At 72.2% G+C, this 24,616-nt stretch carries 23 protein-coding genes; 19 read left to right on the forward strand and 4 right to left on the reverse strand.

The features are described 5' to 3' along the window. The 4 genes from IE134_RS15375 to IE134_RS15390 all read left to right on the forward strand — a co-directional run bounded on the left by IE134_RS15375 (position 1) and on the right by IE134_RS15390 (position 3,950). Complete coding sequence (locus IE134_RS15375) at positions 1–993, forward strand: ABC transporter ATP-binding protein (RefSeq protein ID WP_030714952.1); 993 nt, start codon at positions 1–3, stop codon at positions 991–993. Continuing rightward, on the forward strand, positions 990–2,282 hold the full coding sequence (locus IE134_RS15380) for an ABC transporter ATP-binding protein (RefSeq protein ID WP_189430774.1): 1,293 nt from the start codon (positions 990–992) through the stop codon (positions 2,280–2,282). Before IE134_RS15375 ends, IE134_RS15380 begins: the two co-directional genes overlap by 4 nt. Positions 2,283–2,311: 29 nt before the next feature. Further along, positions 2,312–2,983: a trimeric intracellular cation channel family protein gene (locus tag IE134_RS15385; protein ID WP_010059993.1), complete on the forward strand. Its 672-nt coding sequence runs from the start codon at positions 2,312–2,314 to the stop codon at positions 2,981–2,983. Between the two features lie 85 nt (positions 2,984–3,068). Beyond that, positions 3,069–3,950, forward strand: a complete 882-nt coding sequence (locus tag IE134_RS15390; RefSeq protein ID WP_189430776.1) for a thioesterase family protein — start codon at positions 3,069–3,071, stop codon at positions 3,948–3,950. A 108-nt stretch (positions 3,951–4,058) separates the two neighbouring features. Here IE134_RS15390 and IE134_RS15395 read toward each other — a convergent pair whose 3' ends face one another. Beyond that, on the reverse strand, positions 4,059–4,697 hold the full coding sequence (locus IE134_RS15395; RefSeq protein ID WP_030714939.1) for a TetR family transcriptional regulator: 639 nt from the start codon (positions 4,695–4,697) through the stop codon (positions 4,059–4,061). A 116-nt stretch (positions 4,698–4,813) separates the two neighbouring features. Here IE134_RS15395 and IE134_RS15400 point away from each other — a divergent pair, with 116 nt between their 5' ends. The 3 genes from IE134_RS15400 to IE134_RS15410 all read left to right on the forward strand — a co-directional run bounded on the left by IE134_RS15400 (position 4,814) and on the right by IE134_RS15410 (position 6,766). Continuing rightward, positions 4,814–4,969, forward strand: coding sequence for a hypothetical protein (locus tag IE134_RS15400; protein ID WP_030714935.1), 156 nt, complete (start codon positions 4,814–4,816; stop codon positions 4,967–4,969). Positions 4,970–5,042: 73 nt separating this feature from the next. Beyond that, positions 5,043–5,420: a DUF4190 domain-containing protein gene (locus IE134_RS15405; protein WP_030714925.1), complete on the forward strand. Its 378-nt coding sequence runs from the start codon at positions 5,043–5,045 to the stop codon at positions 5,418–5,420. A gap of 176 nt (positions 5,421–5,596) precedes the next feature. Further along, entirely contained in the window at positions 5,597–6,766 is a 1,170-nt protein-coding gene (locus IE134_RS15410) for a cysteine desulfurase family protein (protein WP_189430779.1), read from the forward strand. Between the two features lie 22 nt (positions 6,767–6,788). On the opposite strand, the gene IE134_RS15415 is transcribed toward IE134_RS15410, so the two are convergent. After that, positions 6,789–7,526, reverse strand: coding sequence for an N-acetylmuramoyl-L-alanine amidase (locus IE134_RS15415; RefSeq protein ID WP_030714919.1), 738 nt, complete (start codon positions 7,524–7,526; stop codon positions 6,789–6,791). Positions 7,527–7,587: 61 nt separating this feature from the next. Between IE134_RS15415 and mnmA the strand changes: the two genes are divergently transcribed. Next, positions 7,588–8,724: a tRNA 2-thiouridine(34) synthase MnmA gene (gene mnmA / locus IE134_RS15420; protein WP_030714916.1), complete on the forward strand. Its 1,137-nt coding sequence runs from the start codon at positions 7,588–7,590 to the stop codon at positions 8,722–8,724. Between the two features lie 50 nt (positions 8,725–8,774). Here mnmA and IE134_RS15425 read toward each other — a convergent pair whose 3' ends face one another. After that, positions 8,775–9,578 (reverse strand): alpha/beta fold hydrolase, encoded by an 804-nt coding sequence (locus IE134_RS15425; RefSeq protein WP_030714913.1) that lies wholly within the window; start codon positions 9,576–9,578, stop codon positions 8,775–8,777. A 76-nt stretch (positions 9,579–9,654) separates the two neighbouring features. Continuing rightward, positions 9,655–9,990, reverse strand: a complete 336-nt coding sequence (locus IE134_RS15430; protein ID WP_030714909.1) for a DUF427 domain-containing protein — start codon at positions 9,988–9,990, stop codon at positions 9,655–9,657. 105 nt (positions 9,991–10,095) lie between these two features. On the opposite strand from IE134_RS15430, the gene IE134_RS15435 reads away from it, so the two are divergent. The 11 genes from IE134_RS15435 (at position 10,096) to IE134_RS15485 (ending at position 24,577) form a co-directional block, all read left to right on the forward strand. Continuing rightward, complete coding sequence (locus IE134_RS15435) at positions 10,096–10,635, forward strand: LOG family protein (RefSeq protein WP_030714906.1); 540 nt, start codon at positions 10,096–10,098, stop codon at positions 10,633–10,635. A gap of 83 nt (positions 10,636–10,718) precedes the next feature. Then, a complete protein-coding gene (locus IE134_RS15440; RefSeq protein WP_030714904.1) occupies positions 10,719–11,408 on the forward strand; it encodes an SDR family oxidoreductase in 690 nt (229 codons plus the stop codon). A 46-nt stretch (positions 11,409–11,454) separates the two neighbouring features. Then, positions 11,455–12,483 (forward strand): methionine synthase, encoded by a 1,029-nt coding sequence (locus IE134_RS15445; RefSeq protein ID WP_030714900.1) that lies wholly within the window; start codon positions 11,455–11,457, stop codon positions 12,481–12,483. Positions 12,484–12,515: 32 nt separating this feature from the next. Next, on the forward strand, positions 12,516–14,747 hold the full coding sequence (gene ligA, locus IE134_RS15450) for an NAD-dependent DNA ligase LigA (protein WP_030714897.1): 2,232 nt from the start codon (positions 12,516–12,518) through the stop codon (positions 14,745–14,747). A gap of 370 nt (positions 14,748–15,117) precedes the next feature. Further along, a complete protein-coding gene (locus IE134_RS15455) occupies positions 15,118–17,310 on the forward strand; it encodes a putative bifunctional diguanylate cyclase/phosphodiesterase (RefSeq protein ID WP_030714894.1) in 2,193 nt (730 codons plus the stop codon). A gap of 116 nt (positions 17,311–17,426) precedes the next feature. Next, the gene (gene gatC, locus IE134_RS15460) at positions 17,427–17,723 is read left to right on the forward strand and encodes an Asp-tRNA(Asn)/Glu-tRNA(Gln) amidotransferase subunit GatC (protein WP_003966094.1); all 297 of its coding nucleotides are present in this window, start codon (positions 17,427–17,429) and stop codon (positions 17,721–17,723) included. 5 nt (positions 17,724–17,728) lie between these two features. Then, a complete protein-coding gene (gene gatA / locus IE134_RS15465) occupies positions 17,729–19,222 on the forward strand; it encodes an Asp-tRNA(Asn)/Glu-tRNA(Gln) amidotransferase subunit GatA (protein WP_030714891.1) in 1,494 nt (497 codons plus the stop codon). Between the two features lie 5 nt (positions 19,223–19,227). Continuing rightward, positions 19,228–19,461 (forward strand): hypothetical protein, encoded by a 234-nt coding sequence (locus tag IE134_RS15470; RefSeq protein ID WP_010059966.1) that lies wholly within the window; start codon positions 19,228–19,230, stop codon positions 19,459–19,461. A gap of 16 nt (positions 19,462–19,477) precedes the next feature. Continuing rightward, positions 19,478–20,986 (forward strand): Asp-tRNA(Asn)/Glu-tRNA(Gln) amidotransferase subunit GatB, encoded by a 1,509-nt coding sequence (gene gatB, locus IE134_RS15475; RefSeq protein ID WP_030714889.1) that lies wholly within the window; start codon positions 19,478–19,480, stop codon positions 20,984–20,986. A gap of 115 nt (positions 20,987–21,101) precedes the next feature. Further along, positions 21,102–22,340 carry an arsenic transporter gene (locus IE134_RS15480; protein WP_373296731.1) on the forward strand — a complete coding sequence of 413 codons (1,239 nt, stop codon included), beginning with the start codon at positions 21,102–21,104 and terminating at the stop codon, positions 22,338–22,340. Between the two features lie 134 nt (positions 22,341–22,474). Beyond that, positions 22,475–24,577, forward strand: a complete 2,103-nt coding sequence (locus tag IE134_RS15485; RefSeq protein WP_189430781.1) for a phosphocholine-specific phospholipase C — start codon at positions 22,475–22,477, stop codon at positions 24,575–24,577. The last annotated feature ends 39 nt before the right edge of the window (positions 24,578–24,616 follow it).

The raw sequence follows: 24,616 nt of genomic DNA on the forward strand, positions 1-24,616 counted from the left end.
ATGTCACTGCTCTCCGTTGAGGAACTCAGCGTCACCTTCACCGCCCGCGGCCGCAAGGACGCCACGGCCGTGGACGGCGTCTCCTTCGCCGTCGACCAGGGCCAGGTCGTGGGCCTGGTCGGCGAGTCGGGCTGCGGCAAGTCCGTCACCTCGCTCGCCCTGATGGGGCTGCTGCCCCGCAAGGGCGTGCGGATCGGCGGCCGCGCCGAGTTCGACGGCCAGAACCTGCTGACCATGAGCGAGCGCAAGCTCCGCGACATGCGCGGCAGCCAGCTCGCGATGATCTTCCAGGACCCGCTGTCCTCCCTGAACCCGGTCGTCCCGATCGGCATCCAGGTCACCGAGATCCTTGAGCGCCACCGCGGCCTGAAGGGCGAGAAGGCCCGTAAGGAAGCGGCCTCGCTGCTCGACCGGGTCGGCATCCCCGACCCGGCGCGGCGGCTCAAGGAGTACCCGCACCAGCTCTCCGGCGGTATGCGCCAGCGGGCGCTGATCGCCATGGCGGTCGCCTGTGCGCCCCGTCTGCTGATCGCCGACGAGCCGACGACGGCACTCGATGTGACCATCCAGGCGCAGATCCTGGAGCTTCTGAAGGAACTGGTCGACCAGGAGGGCACCGCCCTCCTGATGATCACGCACGACCTCGGTGTCGTCGCCGGTCTCTGCGACGAGGTCAACGTCCTGTACGCCGGACGGGCGGTGGAATCGGCGGGCCGTCGCGAACTGTTCGCCCACCCCACCCACCCGTACGCGCACGGGCTGCTCGGCTCCATCCCGCGTCTGGACGCACCGCGCGGCGAGCCGCTCAACCCGATCCGCGGTTCCATCAACGACAAGATCGCCTGGGCCGACGGCTGCGCGTTCGCACCCCGGTGCGACCACTACACGATGGAGTGCCTCACCGGCACCCCCGAACTGACCGAACCACGCACGGCCGGACACCAGGTGCGCTGCGTCAACCCGGTCCTGCCCACAGCGGAGGTCCCGGCATGAGCCTGCTCGAACTGGACGACGTCAAAGTCCACTTCCCGGTCAAGAAGGGCCTCTTCTTCGACCGTACGGTGGGCCACGTCTACGCGGTCGACGGCGTCTCGCTGTCCATCGAGGCCGGTCAGACGTACGGCCTGGTCGGCGAGTCGGGCTGCGGCAAGACGACGCTCGGCCGGGCGGTCCTGCGGCTGAACGACATCACCGACGGCGGGGTCGTCTTCGACGGCACCGACCTGGCGAAGCTGCCGTCCGAGGAGATGCGGGCCTTCCGCCGCCGCCTCCAGATGGTCTTCCAGGACCCGCTGGGCAGCCTCAACCCCCGGCAGAACATCGAGTCGATCCTGTCCGAGGGCATGGCCGCCCACGGCATCGGCAAGGACCAGACGGAGCGCCGGGAGAAGATCAAGGACATCCTGGCCAAGGTCGGCCTGCCGTCCAACGCGCTCTCCCGCTACCCGCACGAGTTCTCCGGCGGCCAGCGCCAGCGCATCGGCATCGCCCGCGCGCTGGTCCTGGAGCCGGACGTGATCATCTGCGACGAGCCGGTCTCCGCGCTCGACGTCTCGGTCCAGGCGCAGGTCATCAACCTGCTGGAGGAGCTCCAGGAGTCCCTCGGCCTGACCTACCTGGTGATCGCGCACGACCTCGCGGTCGTCCGGCACATCTCGGACGTCATCGGGGTGATGTACCTCGGCGGGCTCGTCGAGGAGGCCCCGAGCGACGCGCTGTACGCGAAGCCCCGGCACCCGTACACCAAGGCGCTGATGTCGGCCGTCCCGGTGCCCGACCCCGAGGTCGAGGACCGCCGCGAGCGCATCCTCCTCCACGGCGACCTGCCCTCCCCGGCGAACCCGCCGGCCGGCTGCCGCTTCCACACCCGCTGCCCGTGGGTGCAGGAGACCAAGTGCGCCACGGAGCGTCCGCCGCTGCTGGACACCGGCGACGGGCACAAGGTGGCCTGCCACTTCACGGCCGAGATCGAGGCCGGCACGGTGAAGCAGACCCTGGCCACCGGCATCGAGGCGGTCACGGGGACGGAGACGGTGGCGGCCGAGGCGGTGGAGGTCTCGGAGGGCGAGACCGAGACCGAGGTTCCGGCGGCCGACGCCCCTGAGAAGGCGCCCGTGACCGTACCGGCCCAGGCCGACGCGGACGCCAAGGAGAAGGCGGCGGCCGCCGAGGAGACCGGGGCGAAGGCTTCGGACGCCACGGACGTCGAGAAGGAGACGGCCGACGCCACGGACGAGGCTTCGGGCGCCACGGAGAAGGCGGAGGGCAGCCCCAAGGCCTAGGGAGCGTCCGGGACCGGCACAATTGCCCGGTGCTCACCGAACTGTTCACGCCCTCCGTCCAGCATGCGCTCGACCTCGTCGGGATCTTCGTCTTCGCGATCTCGGGCGCCCTGCTCGCCGTCCGCAAGAACTTCGATGTCTTCGGCATCGCGGTTCTCGCGGAGGTGACAGCGCTGGGCGGAGGGCTGTTCCGTGACGTCATGATCGGCGCGATCCCGCCCGCCGCCTTCACCGACCTCGGCTACTTCATCACCCCGCTGTTCGCCGCCGGCCTGGTCTTCTTCCTCCACCCGCACGTGGAGCGCATCCAGGTCGGCGTCAACGTCTTCGACGCGGCGGGGCTCGGCCTGTTCTGCGTGACCGGCACGGTCAAGGCGTACGAGTACGGCCTCGGGCTGACCGCGTCCGCCGCGCTCGGCCTGGCCACGGCGGTCGGCGGCGGTGTGCTGCGCGACGTCCTCGCCAACGAGGTCCCTTCGCTGCTGCGCTGGGACCGCGACCTGTACGCGGTGCCCGCGATCGTGGGCGCGACCATGGTGGTCCTGTGCATCCGCTTCGACACCCTGAACGCGCTGACCAGCGGGATGGCGGTGATCGCCGCGTTCGTCCTGCGGCTGCTGGCGCTGCGCTTCCACTGGCGGGCGCCCCGCGCCTACAACCGGTCCTCCGCACGGGCCGAGGAGGGCTCGGCGGCGACCTAGGGTGCCTTGCACCGCGATCCGCCCGCCATGATTCGGCAACGAAAAAGCTACCGCTCAGTAATGCAATGGATGTACCGTGCATGCCATGGCACAGGCAGCGACTGAGGCAGTGACCGGAGCGGCGCGGACCGCCCCGGCGACCATCGGCGACAGCGAGTTCGACCGCGACACCGCGGTCACCCTGCGCGAGGAGGGCGTCTACGGCGCCGAGCTCTCCGCGGGCTGGACGATCATCCACGCCGTCAACGGCGGCTATCTGCTGGCCCTGCTCGGCCGGGCCCTGGGTGAAGCCCTGCCGCATCCCGACCCGTTCTCCGTCTCGGCGCACTACCTCACCGCCTCCGTGCCCGGCCCCGCGGTGATCCGCACCCAGACCGTCCGGACCGGCCGCACCCTCTCCACGGGCCAGGCCTCCCTCTTCCAGTACGCGGAGGACAGCAGCGAGATCGAGCGCATCCGGGTCCTGGCCACCTACGGCGACCTGGACACGCTCCCCGACGACGTCCGCACCACGGCCCTGCCGCCCGCCATGCCCGACCGGGACCACTGCCTCGGCCCGAGCGACGGCGCGCCCAGGATCCCCGGCAGCTCCGCCATCACCGACCGCCTCGACATCAAGCTCGACCCGGCCACCGTCGGCTGGGCGATCGGCGCCCCGTCCGGCAAGGGCGAGATGCGCGGCTGGTTCGGCCTGGCCGACGGCCGCGACCCGGACCCGCTGTCGCTTCTGCTCACCGTGGACGCCCTGCCGCCGACCTCGTTCGAGCTGGGCCTGACCGGCTGGACCCCCACCGTCGAGCTGACCACCCACATCCGCTGCCGCCCCGCGCCCGGCCCGCTGCGCGTCGCCATCACCACCCGCAACCTCGCCGGCGGCTTCCTGGAGGAGGACGCCGAGGTCTGGGACAGCGCCGACCGCCTCGTCGCCCAGTCCCGCCAGCTCGCCAAGGCCCCGCGCACGAAGTAATGCGTACGTACTAAGGCTTACGGACGTAAGGGAACGGCTCCCGCGCCCGTCCGGGGCGGCCCCGGGCGGGCGCCGCCGTAGTCGGTCCCGGGCGGGGCGCCGTCCCTGTCAGTCCCTGGCGGGTGCCTCGTCGAGCCAGTGCGCCCGGCCGATGGTGACCAGCCGCAGGCGTCGCCGGGCCACCCGGACGACCTCCGCCTCGCCCTCGGGTCCGGCCTCCAGCAGGGTCGACGTGGTGATCACCATGTGGTCCACATAGAGGCCGCCGAGCATCAGCAGATCCTCCTCGCTCCACCCCGCCGCCCCCGGCTCCTGGCCGAGCGCGCACGCCACCTCCTCGGCGAACCGCCGCAGTTGAGCCGCGATCGCCGCGCGCACCGGGCCGACCCCGCCGTGCTGCTCACGCGCGATGAACCGGAAGTGGGCGGGCTGCGCACCGACATGACGCGCTATCACCGCCACGCTGCGGTCCAGCCGCTCCTCGCTGTCGCCCGTCTCCGCGAGCACCGCGGCGATCAGCCCGTGCAGGCTGCCCAGGGTCTCCTCCACCAGGGCGACGCCGAGCGCCGCGGTGTCCTCGAAGTGCCGGTAGAAGGCCGTCGGCGTGACCCCGGCGGCCCGGGTCACCTCCCGCAGTCCCAGGCTGCTCAGGCTCTGGTGCTCCAGGAGGGCGAGCGCCGCGTCCAGGAGGGCCTGGCGCGTCCTGAGCTTCTGGGTCTGGCGAATGCCGGCGGGAGTGTGACTCATGCCATTCAGTAAACAACCGTTCTCCGAGTCTGGGGAAGGGTGCGGGGTTTAGACTTTCGAGTCAGTGAACACTCGTACTCCGAACGGCTTTCGTCGTCGAACAGAGAGGTTCCGCCGTGCTCGTCCTCGTCGCCGCGCTGCTCCTGCTGGGAATCCTCCTCGGGGCGGTCGCCCACCTCCCGCTGCCGCTGACCCTGGCCGCCACGGCCGTGATCGGCTGCTGGCTGCTGATCTTCGCCGTACGCGAGCGCACATCGCGCCGCACCCACTGACCCGCCGTACGTACCGACTCGCCGCACCCGCCGAGCCTGCCGTTTCCCGGACCGATCCGAAGGAGCTCGCACCATGACCCTCACCCTCATCGACCGCACCCACCGCACGGACGCCGCCCCCGACAGGGGCGCGGACACGGCCCTCGACAAGGACGTCGTCGGCACGGATGCGGCGCCGGAGATGGCCCCCGACTCCGCTCCGCGCCGGGCCGTCGGCCGTGAGGCGGACGGTCTCGCCGTAGCCTCGTTCGTCCTCGGCCTCGTCGGGCTGCTGGTCTTCAACATCGTGCTCGGGCCGATGGCGATCGTGATGGCGCTGCTGGCCCTCGCGCGGCACACCCGCCGCCGGGGCCGCGCCTTCCTCGGCCTCGCCCTGGGCGTCGCCGACCTCGCCGTGCTCGCCGCCCTGGTCACCGCCAACGGCACCGTCGCCTGGAGCATCGGGGGCTGACACAGGCCCCGAAGCGGCCCCGTGAGTCGCTCTCCCCGTTCCGGATCGGGCTCCGGACCGGGACCTTCGGCCGGTCTCCGTACCGGTCCGCCGCGCTCCGTGAAGGCGTGCGCGGGGACCAGGCCGTGACGCGCCCGGCATGCGCCCCACCCCAGGCTCGTAGAATCGGCCCCACCATGGCTTACCTCGACCACGCCGCGACCACCCCGATGCTTCCCGAAGCGATCGGGGCGATGACCGCCCAGCTCTGCGTCACCGGCAACGCGTCCTCACTGCACGCCGCCGGACGCCGGGCCCGCCGCACCGTCGAGGAGTCCAGAGAAGCCCTCGCCGACTCCCTCGGCGCCCGCCCCAGCGAGGTGGTGTTCACCTCCGGCGGCACGGAGGCCGACAACCTCGCCGTCAAGGGCCTCTACTGGTCCCGCCGCGATGCCGACCCCCGCCGCACCCGGGTCCTCGCCGGCCCCGTCGAACACCACGCCGTCCTCGACGCCGTCGACTGGCTCGCCGAGCACGAGGGCGCGAACGTCGACTACCTCCCCGTCGACCGCCACGGCCGGGTCCACCCCGAAGACCTGCGCGAGGCGATCCTCAAGAACCCCGACGACATCGCCATGATCACCGTGATGTGGGCCAACAACGAGATCGGCACGATCATGCCGGTACGTGAACTGGCGGCGGTGGCAGCGGAGTTCGGGATCCCCATGCACGCCGACGCGGTCCAGGCCTTCGGTCAGCTGGAGGTCGACTTCGCCCGCTCCGGACTGGCCGCGATGACGGTCAGCGGACACAAGATCGGCGGCCCGTTCGGCATCGGCGCGCTGCTGCTGGGCCGCGACCACACCCCCGTGCCCGTCCTGCACGGCGGCGGCCAGGAGCGGCACGTGCGCTCCGGCACCCTGGACGTGCCCGCCGTCGCCTCGTTCGCCGTCGCCGGAGGGCTGGCGGCCGAACGGCGCGAGGAGTTCGCCCGGCGCGTGGGCGCCCTGCGCGACGAACTGGTGACCGCCGTGCGCCTGGCCGTGCCGGACGCCGTGCTCGGCGGCGACCCGGACCCCGCCGGACGCCTGCCCGCCAACGCCCACTTCAGCTTCCCCGGCTGCGAGGGCGACTCCCTGCTCCTGCTGCTGGACGCGCAGGGCATCGAATGCTCCACCGGCTCCGCCTGCACCGCCGGGATCGCCCAGCCCAGCCACGTACTCCTCGCCACCGGAACCGATCCCGACCTGGCCCGGGGCACCCTGCGCTTCTCGCTCGGCCACACCTCGACCGAGGACGACGTGAAGGCGCTCGCCGAGGCGATCGGCCCCGCGGTCGAGCGGGCGAGGACGGCCGGACTCAGCTGACGAGGGCCGCCACCCGGCTCCGCTACGCCTTCGCCGACGGCGAGGGCGTGGGGCTCGGCGGCGCCGTCGCGGCCCGCCGCACCAGCTCCAGGTACCGCTCCCAGTCCCAGTGCGGCCCCGGATCGGTGTGGTCGGTGCCCGGCACCTCCACATGCCCGATGATGTGCTCCCGGTCGATGGGTATGCCGTGCCGCGCGCAGATCGACGCCGTGAGCCGCGCCGACGACGCGTACATCGCCTTCGTGAGGTCCTTCGGCCGGTCCACGAACCCCTCGTGCTCGATGCCGACCGCCCGCTCGTTGAACGACCGGTTGCCCGCCTGGTACGCCACGTCCAGCTCGCGGATCATCTGCACCACCCGCCCGTCCTGCCCCACGATGTAGTGCGTCGCGGCCTGGTGGGCGGGGTCCTGGAACACCTTCACCGCGCTGGCGAAGCTGCCCTGGGTGACATGGATGATCACCCGGTCGATGGGGAAGTCGTCGGGCCGGTCCGCGCGCCGCCAGTTCGCCTCCGACGCGGCCACCCAGGTCGCCCCCGCGTAGTCCAGCTCACCCGGCTTCCGCGGCTTCTCGACGCCGGGGACCTGCCACCACAGGCGCTTCACCTGGTCGCGCGCGAGCACGGCGGCGGTGCCGGCGGCCGCCACCACGCCTCCGCCGATCAGCAGTGCGCGGCGGCTGACGCCGTCCGCCGGCTTCTTCCGCGAAGGCTTTCCCGAGGGCTTTCGCGCGGCCCGGGTGCTCCCGTTGTTCCCCATGTGATCGTCAACGCTTATCCGCGAGCGTTCGGTTCCCGGCGACCCGTACCCTGGAGGGGCTATGACTCAGACTTCCCAGCGCCCCCTGCGTGTCCTCGCCGCGATGTCGGGCGGCGTGGACTCCGCCGTCGCCGCCGCCCGCGCCGCCGAGGCGGGCCACGACGTGACCGGTGTCCACCTCGCCCTGTCCGCGAACCCCCAGTCCTTCCGGACCGGGGCGCGCGGCTGTTGCACCATCGAGGACTCCCGGGACGCCCGCCGCGCGGCCGACGTCATCGGTATCCCGTTCTACGTCTGGGACCTGGCGGAGCGCTTCCGCGAGGACGTCGTGGAGGACTTCGTCGCGGAGTACGAGGCCGGGCGCACGCCCAACCCCTGCCTGCGCTGCAACGAGAAGATCAAGTTCGCCGCGCTGCTCGACAAGGCGCTTGCCCTCGGCTTCGACGCCGTCTGCACCGGCCACTACGCCACGGTCGTGCTCACCGAGGACGGCAGCCGCGAGCTGCACCGGGCGTCCGACATGGCCAAGGACCAGAGCTATGTGCTCGGCGTCCTGGACGAGAAGCAGCTCGCCCACGCCATGTTCCCGCTCGGCGACACCCTCACCACCAAGGACGAGATCCGCGCCGAGGCCGAGCGCCGGGGCCTGGCCGTCGCCAAGAAGCCCGACAGCCACGACATCTGCTTCATCGCCGACGGCGACACCCAGGGCTTCCTCGCGAACCGCCTCGGCGGCCCGGCCGAGGGCGACATCCTCGACGAGTCCGGTACGAAGCTGGGCACCCACGAGGGCGCGTTCGGCTTCACCATCGGCCAGCGCAAGGGCCTGAAGATCGGCCACCCGGCCCCCGACGGCAAGCCGCGCTACGTCCTCGACATCTCCCCGGTGAACAACACCGTCACCGTCGGCCCCGTCGAGGCCCTGGACGTCACCGCCCTGACCGCGATCAAGCCCCGCTGGTGCGGAACGCCCCCGTCCGGCCCGGGCACGTACACCGCCCAGCTCCGCGCCCACGGCGGCGAGACCGAGGTCACCGCCGAACTGGTCGACGGCTCCGAGCTGAACGTCACCTTCACCGAGCCGGTCCGGGGCGTCGCCCCCGGCCAGGCGGTCGTCCTCTACGACGGCACGCGCGTGGTCGGCTCGGCCACCATCGCGACGACGGTCCGCCGCGAACGAGTGGCGGCGGGCGGCTGAGACCGGGCGACGCGGGCCCAGGGGCCGACTGGGCCCCGCCCGCGTACCGGCTAGGAAGCCCGCCCGTACGCGTACACGTCCCTCGCGAAGAACTCCGTCAGGACCGGCGCCAGCACCTGGGGCGCCACCTCGCGCATCTGGCCCGTCAGGGTGCGGTGCCGGCCGCGCGGCAGGGCCTCGGCCAGCGTCCGGGTCGCCGCCCGTGCCGGGGCGCTGCTGAAGCCGCCGCAGATCACCAGGGTCCGGGCGGCGACGGCCGAGAACCGGGCGGCGGGGATCGCCCCGTCGCCCAGCAGCGCGTCGTCGTACGCCAGCGTGTGCGCCCTCGCCTCCAGCTCCGGCCACACCGGGGACCGCCGCATCCGGGCGGCCGTCTCCTCGGCTACCCCCGTCATCGACAGGAACAGCTCCACCGCCCCGCCCCGGTCCCCGGCCGCCAGCAGCCGTTGCAGCCGTGCCGTGCAGCGGGCCTTGAACCGCAGCCCGGACGCCCCCGGGGTGTAGGGCGGCTCGTACACGGCGAGCAGCTCCACCGGGAGCCCGGCGGCGGCCGCCTCCAGGGCCAGCGCCCCGCCGGAGGACATCCCGAAGACCGACGTGCCCGCCCCGGCCGCGCCGACGACGGCGGCCAGGTCCTCGACCTCCCGCGCCACGGCACAGCGCCCGGTGTCACCGCTGGCGCCCCGGCCCCGCCGATCGTAGGTGATCACCGTGAAGCGCGGCGCGAGCAGCGCGGCCAGCGCCGCGTCGGTCGCCGCCACGCTCAGCGCCCCGCCGACCAGCACCAGCGGCGGCCCCTCGCCCTGGCGGCGGTAGGCGATCGGCGTGCCGTCGGCGGAGAGAATCCTGTCCATGGGAGAGGAGACCGGGGTGGGCCGGGAAACTCATCGCTCGCCCGGAAAAAACTTCCCCGGGCGAGCGGATCGAGGGTCAGTCCGCCACCGTCTCCGTGGCGTAGAAGCAGAAGTGGTCCTTGATCGCGGCGACTTCGGGCTTCGGGTCCGGGTAGGCCCAGACCAGATCGGCGGCCCCGGGCCGCGACCAGTAGGAGGCATCCCCCTTGAACGGGCAGTGGGTGGAGGTGTCCGACGGGGCGAGCAGTTCGGTGCGGACGTCCTCGGGCGGCAGGTAGTAACGGACCGGACAGCCGGTCTCGCGGAGCACGAGCGGGCGGCGGCTCTCGGCCAGCACCTGTCCGTCGTGCACGGCCCGCACATGCTCGGTGCCCTGCTCGACGGTGATGCGGTGTCCTCGGGTGGCAGTCATGCCTGTTTCAGCGGCGTACGGGGCTGGCTTCTTCCCCGTACGCCGAACTTCGCCAGGAACTTCCCCCGGGCGGGGGGTGTCCGAGGCGGGTCGTACGGTGGCTCCATGAACATCTGCGTCTTCCTCTCCGCCGCCGACCTCGACGACCGTTACACCGTGCCCGCCCGCGAGTTCGCCGAGCTGCTCGGCCGGGGCGGGCACACCCTCGTCTGGGGCGGATCGGACAAGGGGCTGATGAAGGTCGTCGCGGACGGTGTGCAGACGGCGGGGGGCCGGCTTGTCGGGGTGTCGGTCGAATTCCTCGCCGCGAGCGCCCGCCCGAGCGCCGACGAGATGGTCATCGCCCGCGACCTCGCCGAGCGCAAGGCGCTCCTCCTGGAGAAGGCCGACGCCGTGGTGATCATGGTCGGCGGGACCGGGACGCTCGACGAGGCCACCGAGATCCTGGAGCTGAAGAAGCACGGCAAGCACACCAAGCCCGTCGTCCTGCTCAACACGGCGGGCTTCTACGACGGGCTGCGCCAGCAGTTCCAGCGCATGGAGGACGAGGGCTTCCTGCCGCTGCCCCTGACCGACCTCGTCTTCTTCGCCAAGGACGGCGTCGGCGCGCTCGCCTACCTGGAGGAGAGCGCCGGACTCCAGTGAGCGGCCCGGACCCGGGACCGGCGCTCGCCCACCCGGCGGAGACCGCCGGACGCCGGTAAGAGACGCGGATCTAGGATCGGCCCATGGCTACCCACCTCATCACCGGCGCCGGTTCCGGCATCGGCGCCGCCGTCGCCCGCCGTCTCCAGGAGCGCGGCGACGACCTCGTCCTGCTCGCCCGCGACGCCGGGCGCGCCAAGGAGTTCGCCGAGCGCTACCCTGGCGCGCGCACCCTCGTCGGCGACCTCGGCAACCCCGACCGGCTGTCCTGGGCGTTCGGCCAGCAGTCCATGCCCGAGCGGATCGACACCCTGCTGCACATCGCGGGCGTCGTCGAGCTCGGCGAGGTCGGGGAGCTCACCCCCAAGGCCTGGCACTTCCAGCTCAACGCCAACCTGATCGCCCCCGCCGAGATCACCCGCCTCCTCCTGCCGCAGCTCCGCGTCGCCCAGGGACATGTCCTCTTCGTGAACTCCGGCGCCGGACTCAACGCCCACGCCGGGTGGAGCGCGTACGCCGCGAGCAAGCACGGCCTCAAGGCGCTCGCCGACTCGCTGCGCCACGAGGAACACGGCAACGGGGTCCGCGTCACCTCCGTCTACCCGGGCCGCACCGCCAGCCCCATGCAGGCCAAGGTGCACCAGCAGGAGGGCAAGGAGTACGACGCGGAGCGCTGGATCGACCCGGAGTCGGTGGCCACCACGATCCTCATGGCGATCGACCTGCCGCGCGACGCCGAGGTCAACGACCTCACGGTTCGCCCCGGCCGCTGAGCGGCCCAGCGCGCTACCGGCGCACGGGGGACCGTAGGCTTCCCGGGTGAGCGAGAAGAGCAAGTTCAGCGGGTGTCCGGCGACCGGCATCGGGTCGATGCCCGGGGGAGACGCGAGGGAGGCGGCGAAGACCGTCACCGGCTCCTTCGCCGACGGCCAGGGCATGCCGTACCTGGCCGAACTGCCCGCGCGCGGGCCGGGCGCCGACATGATCGGCCGGAGCGTCGGCCTGCTCGTCGAGATGTACGGGCACGTGGAGCCGAGCGGCTGGCGGATCAGCGACCGGCCGGGCCGCGACACCCGCAGGGCCCGCTCCTGGCTGGGGGAGGACCTGGACGCCCTGGAGGAGTTCACCCAGGGGTACGAGGGGCTGCTCAAGGTCCAGGCCGTCGGGCCCTGGACGCTCGCCGCCGCCCTCGAACTGCGCGGCGGCGAAGCCATGCTGGCCGACGCGGGCGCCTGCCGCGACCTGGCCGGATCCCTGGCCGAGGGGCTCCGCGCCCACCTCGCGGAGGTCCGCCGCCGGATGCCCGGGGCCAACGTCGTCCTCCAGCTCGACGAACCCTCCCTGACCGCCGTCCTGCTGGGCCGGGTCCGCTCCGCCAGCGGCTACCGCACCTACCGCGCCGTCGACCGCCAGGTCGTCGAGAGCGCCCTGCGCGACGTCCTCGCGGCGGCCGGCGAGGACGGCACGGCGCTCGTCCACTCCTGCGCGCCCGAGGTGCCGTTCGCGCTGCTGCGCCGGGCCGGGGCCGACGGCATCTCGTTCGACTTCTCGTTGCTCACGGAGCGTGAGGAGGAGGCGATCGGGGAAGCGGTCGAAGGCGGCACCCACCTCTTCCTGGGCGTGGTGCCCTCAACGGACGCGGCAACGGGGGCATTGTCAGACCCGGGCGGTAGCGTCATGGGAGTCAGGACGCTGTGGAGCAGACTGGGGCTGAATCCGGGGACTCTCGCCGAGTCCGTCACGATCACCCCGTCGTGCGGCCTCGCGGGCGCGTCGCCCGCGTACGCCCGTACCGCGCTCGCCCACAGCGCCCGGGCGGCGAGGTCGCTCGCGGACAACCCTGAGTGACGGGGACGACGGGTACACAGGAGGACGGGACGATGGCGGGCGAACAGCGGGTGGAGCAGGAGAGTTCGGTCCCGGCGGAGGCGCGGGAGGAGCACGCGCTGCTGGCCGAGCAGATCGAGGAGCACCGCTTCCGGTATTACGTGAAGGACCAGCCTGTCGTCAGCGACGCCGAGTTCGACCGGCTGCTGCGCTCCCTGGAGGCCCTGGAGGAGGAGCACCCGGCGCTCCGCACCCCTGACTCCCCGACCCAGAAGGTCGCCGGGCCCTACATCACGGAGTTCACCTCCGTCGAGCACCGCGAGCGGATGCTCTCCCTGGACAACGCCTTCGACGACGAGGAGCTGGCCGCCTGGGCCGACCGCGTCGCCAAGGAGACCGGCACCCCCGACCACCACTTCCTGTGCGAGCTGAAGGTCGACGGCCTCGCGGTCAACCTCACCTACGAGCACGGCCGCCTCACCCGGGCGGCCACTCGCGGCGACGGCCGCACCGGCGAGGACATCACCCCCAACGTCCGGACGATCGCCGAGATCCCGCACCGCCTGAAGGGCGAGAACATCCCCGCGCTCGTCGAGGTCCGCGGCGAGGTCTTCTTCCCCATGGAAGGCTTCGAGGAGCTGAACGCCCGTCTGGTCGCCGCCGACGACAAGCCCTTCGCCAACCCGCGCAACGCGGCCGCCGGATCGCTGCGCCAGAAGGACCCCAAGGTCACCGCCACCCGCCCGCTGCACATGGTGGTGCACGGCATCGGCGCCCACGAGGGCCTGAGCATCGACCGCCTCTCCCAGGCCTACGAACTCCTGCACGCCTGGGGTCTGCCCACCGCCCAGCACAACAAGGTCGTCGACTCCCTCGCGGGCGTACGGGAGTTCATCGCGTACTTCGGCGAGCACCGGCACTCCGTGGAGCACGAGATCGACGGCGTCGTCGTCAAGCTCGACGAGATCCCGCTCCAGGGCCGCCTGGGCTCCACCTCGCGTGCCCCCCGCTGGGCCATCGCCTGGAAGTACGCCCCCGAAGAGGTCAACACCAAGCTGGTCAACATCCGCGTCGGCGTCGGCCGCACCGGCCGTGTCACTCCGTACGCCCAGGTCGAGCCGGTCGAAGTGGCCGGTTCCGAGGTCGAGTTCGCCACCCTCCACAACCAGAACGTGGTCAAGGCCAAGGGCGTCCTCATCGGGGACACCGTGGTCCTGCGCAAGGCGGGCGACGTCATCCCGGAGATTCTCGGCCCCGTCGTCGATCTGCGCGACGGCACCGAGAAGCCCTTCGAGATGCCGGCCCACTGCCCCGAGTGCGGGACGGAGCTGCGCCCGATGAAGGAGGGCGACATCGACCTCCGCTGCCCCAACGCCCGCACCTGCCCGGCCCAGTTGCGCGAGCGCGTCTTCTACCTCGCCGGGCGCAAGAGCCTCGACATCGACCACTTCGGCTATGTGGCCGCCGCCGCCCTGACCCGCCCGCTGGAGCCCGCCGAGCCCGTCCTCAAGGACGAGAGCGATCTGTTCTCCCTCTCCATCGAGCAGTTGCTGCCGATCCGGGCGTACGTCCTGGACCAGGACAGCGGGCTGCCCAAGCGCGACCCGAAGACCGGCGAGGAGAAGATCGCGACGGTCTTCGCCAACCAGCAGGGCGAGCCGAAGAAGAACGCGGTGGCCATGCTGGAGGGCATCGCCGCCGCCAAGGAGGCGCCCCTCGCCCGGATCCTCACCGGGCTCTCCATCCGCCATGTCGGCCCGGTCGCCGCCCAGGAGCTGGCCCGCCAGTTCCGTTCCGTCGACCGCATCGACGAGGCGACCGAGGAGGAGCTGGCCGCCGCCGACGGCGTCGGGCCCACCATCGCTGCCTCGGTCAAGCAGTGGTTCGCCGAGGACTGGCACCGCGAGATCCTGCGCAAGTGGCGCGAGGCCGGGGTGCGAATGGCCGACGAGGGCTCCGACGAGGACCAGGGTCCCCGCCCCCTCGAAGGGCTCACCGTCGTCGTCACCGGCACCCTCGCCACCCACACCCGCGATGGCGCCAAGGAAGCCCTCCAGACGCTCGGCGCCAAGGTCACCGGCTCGGTGTCCAAGAAGACCGCGTTCGTGGTCGTCGGCGACAACCCCGGCTCCAAGTACGACAAGGCGATGCAGCTGAAGGTGCCCGTGCTCGACGAGGACGGATTCGCGATCCTGCTCGAGGACGGACCCGAACGCGCCCGGGAAGCAGCCCTGTCCGTCCCCGAAGCCGCGCCCGAGGCCGCCCCGGAGGACAGCGGGGCGTAGACGGAGCATGGACGGGGAGTGACCGCCCGCCGGGCCGCCGTTCGCTCCCCGTTCCCCGGATCGAGACGCCTTCGAGACGATGCCCCGGCGTGGCGCGGCCCGCGCGGGGGAAGAAACGGGGCAGAGGGGTGAAGAAGGGTCGGCCGCTCCCCGAATGGCCCTGCCGTACCACCCGTTCGGGCCAATAGCAGATGGTGACGGGTCGTCGGTTCGCATTCGGGCAAGAGCTGTAGAGCGCTGCCCCTCGAAGCCTTTCGCGGCCTACTGTTGAGAGGTGCGCCCGCCGTGCACGGCCCTCGACCGGGCCGTGGTGCCACGGAAGCGGGCGCCACCGAGGGCCATCGGCACCGCCGGCTGTGAGAGGGACGGAATGAAACCGACCGAGAGCGCCGCCCCGGTGTCGCGGCTGCAAGGTTTCGTCGGCCTCACGCCCCCGGTGGGCGCCGCCGTCGTGGGGATCGCCGCGTTACTGCTGGCGGTCGGGTCGTACCGGACGGTCCAGCAGGGCCACGCGCTCTTCCCGGACGGAGTGGTGGGCTGGTCCCTCGCCGTGCTCACCGGGATCATCGTCGGCCACCTGGTGGCCCTCGGCCGCGACCGGTGGTGGGGCGGCACCGGCTCCGGCGCCGCCCTCACCCTCGCCGTGCTCCTGCTGTACGGCTGGCTGCCGGCCGTCCTGGTCAGCCTCGCCGTCGTGGTGCTCGTCGGGACCGCCCGCCGGCACCGCTGGTGGCAGGGGCTGCTGCACGGCGGGGTCGACATGCTCGGCATCGGCGCCGCGGCGCTCGTCCTGGCCGCGTTCGGCGTGGTCCCCACCGTCGAGGAGCCCTGGCGGCCACTCGACTGGGGCATCACGGCCGTCCCGGAACTGCTCCTGACCGCGTCGACGTATCTGCTCGTCACCCGGGTCCTCCTGTGGTACGCCCAGGCCCCGCACAACGGCGGGCTGCCCACCATCGCCCGTACCGCGATGCTGCGCCAGGGACTCGTCGCCGTCGCGCTCCTCGGGCTCGCCCCGCTGATCTGCGCCGTCGCGATGTCCATGCCCATACTGCTGCCGCTCTTCGCGGTGCCGCTGATCGCCCTGGACTCCACGCTCTGGATCGCCCGCGCCCGCGCCGAGGAGCAGCTGCGCGACCCGCTGACCGGGCTGCCCAACCGCCAGTGGCTGCTGGAGCGGACCTGGTCGGCGCTGGAGGACGCGGAGTCCATCGGCACCCGCTCCGCGCTGGTCCTCATCGACCTGGACCGCTTCCGCGCGGTCAACGACACCCTCGGCCACCTGGCCGGGGACCGGCTGCTGCTCCAGATAGCGGAGCGGCTGCGGCTCGCCCTGCCGCGCGGTGCGGAGGCGGCCCGCCTCGGCGGCGACGAGTTCGCCGTCCTCCTCCCGCACACCGACTCCACCACCAGCGCCCAGCAGGTCGCCCGCCATCTCGTCGCCGAGCTGTCCTCGCCGCTCGACCTCGACGGGCTCACCCTCGTGCTGGAGGCCAGCGCCGGAGTCGCCGTCTACCCCGACCACGCCCTGGACGCCGAGGGCCTGCTGCGCCGGGCGGATGTCGCGATGTACCAGGCCAAGCGGGACCGCACGGGCGTGGAGGTCTACGAGTCCAAGCGGGACAGCAACACCCCCGACCGGCTCGGTCTCCTCGGCGACCTGCGCCGGGCGCTGGACGCGGGCGAGGTCGAGCTGCACTACCAGCCCAAGGTCCGCTTCGACGGGCAGGTCGCGGGACTTGAGGCGCTGGTGCGCTGGGTGCACCCGGAGCGCGGCCGGGTCCCCCCGGACGAGTTCATCGCCATCGCGGAGTCCTCCGGGCTGATGCCGCACCTCACGGAGTACGTCCTGGAGACGGCGCTCGCGCAGGTCGCCCGCTGGCGGGCGCAGGGCCTGTGCGTGCCCGTCGCGGTCAACGTCTCCCCGCGCGACGTCCACACCCCGGGCTTCGCGGGGGGCGTCGCGGCCCGCCTCGCCCGCCACGGCGTGCCCGCGGGAGCGCTCCAACTGGAGATCACCGAGCATGTGCTGCTGGAGGACCCGCAGCGCGCCGCCGACACCCTGGCCGGGCTCACCGCGCACGGCGTCAAGATGTCGCTGGACGACTTCGGTACCGGCTACTCATCCCTGGTCCACCTGCGCCGGCTCCCGGTCAGCGAGCTGAAGATCGACCGCTCCTTCGTGGCCCGGCTGGCGGTCGACCACGAGGACGCGGAGATCGTCCGCTGCACCATCGACCTGGCCCACTCGCTCGGCCTGGTCGTCGTCGCCGAGGGCGTCGAGGACGACACGACCTGGGAGCGGCTGCGGGATCTGCGGTGCGACGCGGTGCAGGGCTGGCTGGTGGCGGCCGCGATGCCGCCGCAGGAGACGACGGCCTGGCTGCGGGCGCGCGGCGAGCACGGCTGGCGCAGGCCCGCCGAGCTGAAGGCCCAGGCGGCAGCCGCCGCGGGGTCGGCCACGGCCTCGGCGACCGGCTCGATGAACGGGTCGCTCAACGGCGCCGTGAACAGCGCGGTCAATGGTGCGGTGAACAGCGCGGCGGAGACCGACACCCCCTGAAGATCCCGGGCAGTGGACCAGGCAGAGGCGTAGCCCGATCGGGCCGGGGCACCCGCCCCCGGGAGACCCCATAGGATTGGGCTCAAAACCACACACCAACCCCTGAGGATCGCTGCATGCCTGGCATCACGCGCGAGGAGGTCGCCCACCTCGCCCGGCTGGCGCGTCTGGAGCTGAAGGGCGAAGAGCTCGATCACTTCGCCGGTCAGCTCGACGACATCATCGGCGCGGTCGCCCGCGTCTCCGAGGTCGCCGACCAAGACGTACCGCCGACCTCCCACCCGCTGCCGCTGACCAACGTCATGCGCGCGGACGAGGTCCGTCCGTCGCTCACCCCCGCGCAGGCGCTCTCCGGCGCCCCGGCCCAGGAGCAGCAGCGTTTCAAGGTGCCGCAGATCCTGGGGGAGGACTAATCGCCATGACGGACATCATCAAGCTCACCGCGGCCGAGATCGCCGCGAAGATCGCCTCCGGCGAGCTGACCGCCGTCGAGGTCACCGAGGCCCACCTGGCCCGGATCGACGCCGTCGACGAGAAGGTCCACGCCTTCCTGCACATCGACCGCGAGGGCGCGCTCGCCCAGGCCCGTGCCGTGGACGCCAAGCGCGAGGCGGGCGAGAAGCTCGGCCCGCTGGCCGGCGTCCCGCTCGCGCTGAAGGACATCTTCACCACGAAGGACATGCCGACCACCGTCGGTTCCAAGATCCTCGAAGGCTGGGTCCCGCCGTACGACGCCACGCTCACGCAGAAGCTGCGCGACGCCGACGTCGTCATCCTCGGCAAGACCAACATGGACGAGTTCGCCATGGGGTCCTCCACCGAGAACAGCGCCTACGGCCCCACCGGCAACCCCTGGGACCTCACCCGGATCCCCGGCGGCTCCGGCGGCGGCTCCTCCGCCGCCCTCGCCTCCTACGAGGCCCCGCTCGCCATCGGCACGGACACGGGCGGCTCGATCCGCCAGCCCGCCTCCGTGACCGGCACCGTCGGCGTCAAGCCCACCTACGGCGGCGTCTCCCGCTACGGCATGGTCGCCTTCTCGTCCTCCCTGGACCAGGGCGGGCCCTGCGCCCGTACGGTCCTGGACGCGGCACTGCTGCACGAGGCCATCGCCGGCCACGACCCGCTGGACTCGACCTCCATCGACGCCCCGGTCCCGCCGGTCGTCGAGGCCGCGCGCAACGGCTCCGTCCAGGGCATGCGCGTCGGCGTCGTCAAGCAGTTCCGCGGCGAGGGCTACCAGGCCGGTGTCCTCCAGCGCTTCGACGAGTCGGTCGAGCTGCTGAAGTCGCTGGGCGCGGACATCGTCGAGCTGGACTGCCCGTCCTTCGACCTGGCGCTCTCCGCGTACTACCTGATCGCCCCGTCCGAGTGCTCCTCCAACCTGGCCCGCTTCGACGCCATGCGCTACGGCCTGCGGGTCGGCGACGACGGCACGAAGTCGGCCGAGGAGGTCACCGCGCTGACCCGCGAGGCGGGCTTCGGCGACGAGGTCAAGCGCCGCATCATCCTGGGCACGTACGCGCTCAGCTCCGGCTACTACGACGCGTACTACGGCTCGGCCCAGAAGGTCCGCACCCTCATCACCCAGGACTTCGAGAAGGCCTTCGAGCAGGTCGACGTGATCGTCTCCCCGACGACCCCGACCACCGCCTTCCCGATCGGCGAGCGCGCCGACGACCCGATGGCGATGTACCTCGCGGACCTGTGCACCATCCCCACCAACCTGGCCGGCAACTCCGCCATGTCGCTGCCCTGCGGCCTGGCCCCGGAGGACGGCCTGCCGGTCGGACTGCAGATCATCGCCCCCGCCATGAAGGACGACCGGCTGTACAAGGTCGGATCCGCCGTCGAGGCCGCTTTCGTGGAAAAGTGGGGGCACCCGCTGCTTGAGGAGGCTCCGTCGCTGTGAGTGCCATGGCAAAGAAGGCCAAGAACTTCCAGAAGTCCAAGACGGGCGCGTACATCGCCATCGGCACGACCGCGTTCGGCGCGATCAGTGTCGTCAAGCAGGCGAAGCTCGCCCGCCACGACAACGACGTACTGCGACTCGTGGACGCGGCCGTCTCCGCCGCCGCCATCGTCACCGGACTCGCGATCCTCTATCGCGAACTGAAGCGTCTCGGCGACGACGACGTCCTGCTGGGCTGAGAGGGAAAGTTTCACCGTGACTGTCACTGACCTGGTGTCGTACGAGGACGCGCTCGCGTCCTACGACCCCGTCATGGGCCTCGAAGTCCATGTCGAGCTCGGCACCAAGACCAAGATGTTCTGCGGCTGCTCCACGGAGCTGAAGCAGGGCGCCAACTCCCAGACCTGCCCGGTCTGCCTCGGACTGCCCGGCGCGCTGCCGGTCGTCAACGAGATCGGCGTGGAGTCGGCCATCAAGATCGGTCTCGCCCTCAACTGCGAGATCGCCGACTGGTGCCGGTTCGCCCGGAAGAACTACTTCTATCCGGACATGCCGAAGAACTTCCAGACCTCGCAGTACGACGAGCCGATCGCCTTCAACGGCTATCTGGACGTCCAGCTGGAGGACGGCGAGATCTTCCGGGTGGAGATCGAGCGCGCCCACATGGAGGAGGACACCGGCAAGTCGACGCACGTCGGCGGCGCCACCGGCCGGATCCACGGCGCGTCCCACTCCCTGCTCGACTACAACCGGGCCGGTATCCCGCTCATCGAGATCGTCACCAAGCCGATCGAGGGAGCCGGGGCCCGCGCGCCGGAGGTCGCCAAGGCGTACGTCGCCGAGCTCCGCGAGCTGATCAAGGCCCTCGGGGTCTCCGAGGCCCGCATGGAGATGGGCCAGATGCGCTGCGACGTCAACCTGTCGCTGCGCCCCAACGGCACCGAGAAGTTCGGCACGCGCTCCGAGACGAAGAACGTCAACTCGCTTCGTTCGGTCGAGCGGGCCGCCCGCTTCGAGATCCAGCGGCACGCCGCCGTGCTGTCCTCGGGCGGCACGATCGTGCAGGAGACCCGGCACTTCCACGAGGAGGACGGCTCCACCACGGCCGGCCGCATCAAGGACAACGCCGAGGACTACCGCTACTTCCCCGAGCCGGACCTGGTCCCCGTCGCGCCCGCGCGCGACTGGGTCGAGGAGCTGCGCAAGGGCCTCCCCGAGCTGCCCCGGCTGCGCCGGGCGCGGCTCAAGGAGGAGTGGGGCGTCTCCGAGCACGACATGCAGTCCATCCTCAACGCGGGCGCGGTCGACCTGATCGTCGCCACGATCGAGGCGGGCGCTCCGGCGGACCAGGCCCGCAAGTGGTGGATGGGCGAGCTGGCCCGTAACGCCAACGAGACCGGCCGCGGTCTGGACGAGCTGCCGATCACCCCCGTGCAGGTCGCCCGGGTGGCCGCGCTCGTCGCCGCGGGCGACCTCAACGACAAGCTGGCCCGCCAGGTCATCGAGGGCGTCCTCGCGGGCGAGGGCGACCCGGACACCGTCGTCGAGAAGCGCGGCCTGAAGGTCGTCTCGGACGAGGGCGCGCTGTCCACGGCCGTGGACGAGGCCATCGCGGGCAACGCGGCCATCGCGGACAAGATCCGCGGCGGCAAGGTCGCGGCGGCGGGCGCGCTCGTCGGCGCGGTCATGAAGGCCACCCGCGGCCAGGCGGACGCGGCGCGCGTGCGCGAGCTGATCCTGGAGAAGCTCGGCGTCGAGGGCTGATCCCCCCGTCATCACCCTGAAGGGGCGGTGCACCCGCACAACGCGGGCGCACCGCCCCTTCACCCGTGAACCCCTCCCGCTCTGAGAGACCCCCCTGAACACCGTCACCGCCGAGATCGTCTCCTTCGCCCTGCTCCTGGGCGTCCTCGCCTTCGCCGTCCTGCGCCCCCGGGGCCTGCCGGAGGCGACCGTCGCCGTGCCCGCCGCCGTCCTCGTGGTGGCCCTCGGCGCGGTGTCCTGGCCCGAGGCGCGGGAACAGGTCGGCGAGCTGCTGCCCGTCGTCGGCTTCCTCGCGGCGATCCTCGTGCTGGCCCAGCTCTGCGCGGACGAGGGGCTGTTCCGGGCCGCCGGTGATCTCGTCGCCCGCGCCTGTCGCGGGCAGACCCGGCCCCTGCTCGGCGGGGTCTTCGTCGTCGCCTCGCTCATCACCGCCGTCCTCAGCCTGGACGCCACCGTCGTCCTGCTCACCCCGGTGGTCCTCGCCACCGCCGCCCGGGTCGGCGCGCGGCCCCGCCCGTACGTCTACGCCTGCGCGCACCTCGCCAACTCCGCCTCCCTGCTGCTCCCCGTCTCCAACCTCACCAACCTCCTGGCATTCACCGCGAGCGGTCTCTCCTTCACCCGGTTCGCCGCGCTGATGGCCCTGCCGTGGCTCGCCGCGATCGCCGTCGAGTACGCCGTCTTCCGCCGGGCCTTCCGGGACGACCTGGCCGCCGGGGCGCACGCGCCGGATCCCGAGGCGGAGCGCACACCGGTGCCCGTCTTCACGCTCGTCGTGCTGGCGCTGACGCTGGCCGGGTTCGTCGTCACCTCGTTCGAGGGGGCCGAGCCGCTGTGGGCGGCGCTCGCGGGGGCCTTGGTGCTCGCCGTACGGGCGCTCGCCAAGCGGGAGACCACACCGCTCGCCGTCGTCCGCTCGGCCAACCCGCTGTTCTGCCTCTTCGTCCTCGCGCTCGGCGTCGTCGTCAAGGCGGTCGTCGACAACGGCCTCGGCGACGGGATCGCCGCCCTGCTGCCGGACGGCGACACCCTGCCCGCCCTCCTCGGCGTCGCCGTGGTCGCGGCCCTGCTCGCCAACCTGATCAACAACCTGCCCGCGATCCTCGCCCTGCTGCCGATCGTCGCGGCGGCCGGGCCCGGACCGCTCCTCGCCGCCCTGATCGGGGTGAACCTCGGGCCGAACCTCACGTACGTCGGCTCGCTGGCCACGCTCCTGTGGCGGCGCATCCTGCACGCGCACGGGGACGCACCCGAGCTGGGCCACTTCACCCGGCTGGGGATCGCGACCGTACCGGCGACGCTGCTGGCCTCCACCCTCGCGCTCTGGGGGTCCCTGCACCTCATCGGAGTGTGAGGAACCCGTCACTCCGGGTTGGACTTTCGGACCGGACCTCTTGGACGTTCACCACCGGGCCGTGCACAGTCCTTCCCGACGCCACCCGGTCTGACTAGCTTCCCGGCTGTAACCACCGCAACCAGGAGGCTCTTTTGACCACGGACATGTCACGGCGACGGCTCTTCGCGCTGGGCGGCGGCGCACTCGGCGCCGCTGCGGCCGGATCGTTCCTGCCGCCGTCGCTCCAGGCCGCCATCGCCGCGCAGCCCGCCCACGCGGGGTCCGGCGGGCTGGGGTCGATCAAGCATGTGGTGATCCTGATGCAGGAGAACCGGTCCTTCGACCACTACTTCGGCACCCTGCGCGGGGTCCGCGGCTTCGGCGACCGTAACGCCATCGAGCTGCCGACCGGCTCCACCGTGTTCGAGCAGCCCGGGGCGGCCGGCTCCACCGTGCTGCCCTTCCCGGTGCGCGGGGCGGCCGAGGAGCAGAAGAAGGACCTCCAGTACATCGGCGCCCTCGACCACTCCTGGAGCGGCGGGGCGAAGGCCTGGGGCGGCGGCTGGATGAACGGCTGGATCAGCGCCAAGACCGCGGCCACGATGGCGTACTACGACCGCCGCGACATCCCGCTCCACTACGAGCTGGCCGACACCTTCACCGTCTGCGACGCCTACCACTCCTCCATCCACACCTCCACCAGCCCCAACCGCAACCACCTCTGGAGCGGGAAGACCGGCTTCGAGGCGAACGGGAAACGGGCCGTCGGCAACGACGCGTACAACGAGGGCACCCACCCCGGCTACGACTGGTCCACCTACGCCGAGCGGCTGGAGAAGGCCGGGCGCAGCTGGCGGACGTACACCGAGTGGGAGAACTTCACCGACAACCAGATCGAGTTCTACGCCACCTTCAAGGCGATCGCCCGCAAGGCCCTGGCCAAGACGGGCGGCCATACGTACATGGAAGCCTTCTACGCCAAGGTCCGCGGCGCCTCCGAGGCCGAGCGCACCCGGCTGCTCGGGCTGCTGGACGAGGGTGTCGCGACGCTCACGCGGCAGGAGCGCAGCCTGTTCGAGCGCGGGCTGCGCAGGGTGCCCACCGGGACGCTCGCCGACGCGTTCGCGAAGGACGTGGCCGCCGGGACGCTGCCGGAGGTCTCCTACCTGGTCCCCTCGGCGATCGACTCCGAGCACCCCAGCACCTCATCGCCGGTGCACAGCGCCACGATCGTCTACAAGATCCTCGACGCGCTCGGCAAGCACCCCGACGTCTGGCGGCACACCGCCGTGCTGATCAACTACGACGAGAACGACGGCTTCTTCGACCACGTCCCGCCGCCCGTCGCACCCCCCGAGGCGACCGAGGAGCAGTGGGAGGGCCGCCCGACCGGCCTCGGGATCCGGGTGCCGCTGCTGGTCGTCTCGCCGTGGACCGTCGGCGGATACGTCTGCTCCGAGGTCTTCGACCACACCTCCGTGATCCAGTTCCTGGAGCGCTGGACCGGGGTGAAGGAGCCCAACATCGGCGACTGGCGGCGCCGCGTCACCGGCGACCTCACCTCCGCCTTCGACTTCACCCGGGCCCGCCGGCAGCCCGCCGTGCAGAGCCCCGGGGCCATCCCGCCCTTCGAGGGCCGCTGGCAGCCGAAGCCGCCCGCCGTCCAGCACCTCCCGGAGCAGGAGCCCGGCCTGCGCCCGGCGCGCCCGCTGCCCTACCGGCCGGACGCCCAGGCGCGGCGGGCCGACGGCGGACTGCGGGTGGAGCTGGACAACAGCGGCCGGTCCTCGGCGCACTTCACGCTCTACCCGTACGCGGACGAGTTCCCGGCCCCGCAGCACCGTGACGTCCGGGGCCGCGCGCACTGGACGGTCCCGGTGGCGGGGGAGGCGTACCGCTTCACGGTCACCGGCCCGAACGGCTTCCGGCGCGAGTTCGCCGGACCGGCCGACGGGGGAGCGGAGGTCGCCAGCCGCATCGACCACCGCGACCGCGACATCCACCTCACCCTGCGCAACACCGGCCGCCGGGCCCTGACCTTCCTGGTGCGGCCGCTCGGTTACGTCGACGAGGACGACGTACGGGACTGGACGCGCCGCGTCACGGTCAAGCCGGGCCGCAGCCGGTCGCTGGTGCACTCGGCGGCCGACGCCCACGGCTGGTACGACCTCGACGTCACCGTGGACGGGGAGGACGGCTTCCGGCGGCGGCTCATGGGGCACATCGAGAACGGCCGGGCGAGCGTCTCGGGCTGACCGGTCGCCGAGGCCGCCGGGCCTGATCCGTCCCGTATA

Origin of the sequence: Streptomyces rubiginosohelvolus (genome assembly GCF_014649875.1) — a bacterium.
GTDB lineage: Bacteria > Actinomycetota > Actinomycetes > Streptomycetales > Streptomycetaceae > Streptomyces > Streptomyces rubiginosohelvolus.

Coding starts and splice junctions, on each gene's coding strand:
- IE134_RS15375 (WP_030714952.1), top strand. CDS start 1: ATGTCACTGCTCTCCGTTGAGGAACTCAGCGTCACCTTCACCGCCCGC.
- IE134_RS15380 (WP_189430774.1), top strand. CDS start 990: ATGAGCCTGCTCGAACTGGACGACGTCAAAGTCCACTTCCCGGTCAAG.
- IE134_RS15390 (WP_189430776.1), top strand. CDS start 3,069: ATGGCACAGGCAGCGACTGAGGCAGTGACCGGAGCGGCGCGGACCGCC.
- IE134_RS15395 (WP_030714939.1), bottom strand. CDS start 4,697: ATGAGTCACACTCCCGCCGGCATTCGCCAGACCCAGAAGCTCAGGACG.
- IE134_RS15405 (WP_030714925.1), top strand. CDS start 5,043: ATGACCCTCACCCTCATCGACCGCACCCACCGCACGGACGCCGCCCCC.
- IE134_RS15410 (WP_189430779.1), top strand. CDS start 5,597: ATGGCTTACCTCGACCACGCCGCGACCACCCCGATGCTTCCCGAAGCG.
- IE134_RS15415 (WP_030714919.1), bottom strand. CDS start 7,526: ATGGGGAACAACGGGAGCACCCGGGCCGCGCGAAAGCCCTCGGGAAAG.
- mnmA (WP_030714916.1), top strand. CDS start 7,588: ATGACTCAGACTTCCCAGCGCCCCCTGCGTGTCCTCGCCGCGATGTCG.
- IE134_RS15425 (WP_030714913.1), bottom strand. CDS start 9,578: ATGGACAGGATTCTCTCCGCCGACGGCACGCCGATCGCCTACCGCCGC.
- IE134_RS15430 (WP_030714909.1), bottom strand. CDS start 9,990: ATGACTGCCACCCGAGGACACCGCATCACCGTCGAGCAGGGCACCGAG.
- IE134_RS15435 (WP_030714906.1), top strand. CDS start 10,096: ATGAACATCTGCGTCTTCCTCTCCGCCGCCGACCTCGACGACCGTTAC.
- IE134_RS15440 (WP_030714904.1), top strand. CDS start 10,719: ATGGCTACCCACCTCATCACCGGCGCCGGTTCCGGCATCGGCGCCGCC.
- ligA (WP_030714897.1), top strand. CDS start 12,516: ATGGCGGGCGAACAGCGGGTGGAGCAGGAGAGTTCGGTCCCGGCGGAG.
- IE134_RS15455 (WP_030714894.1), top strand. CDS start 15,118: ATGAAACCGACCGAGAGCGCCGCCCCGGTGTCGCGGCTGCAAGGTTTC.
- gatC (WP_003966094.1), top strand. CDS start 17,427: ATGCCTGGCATCACGCGCGAGGAGGTCGCCCACCTCGCCCGGCTGGCG.
- gatA (WP_030714891.1), top strand. CDS start 17,729: ATGACGGACATCATCAAGCTCACCGCGGCCGAGATCGCCGCGAAGATC.
- IE134_RS15470 (WP_010059966.1), top strand. CDS start 19,228: ATGGCAAAGAAGGCCAAGAACTTCCAGAAGTCCAAGACGGGCGCGTAC.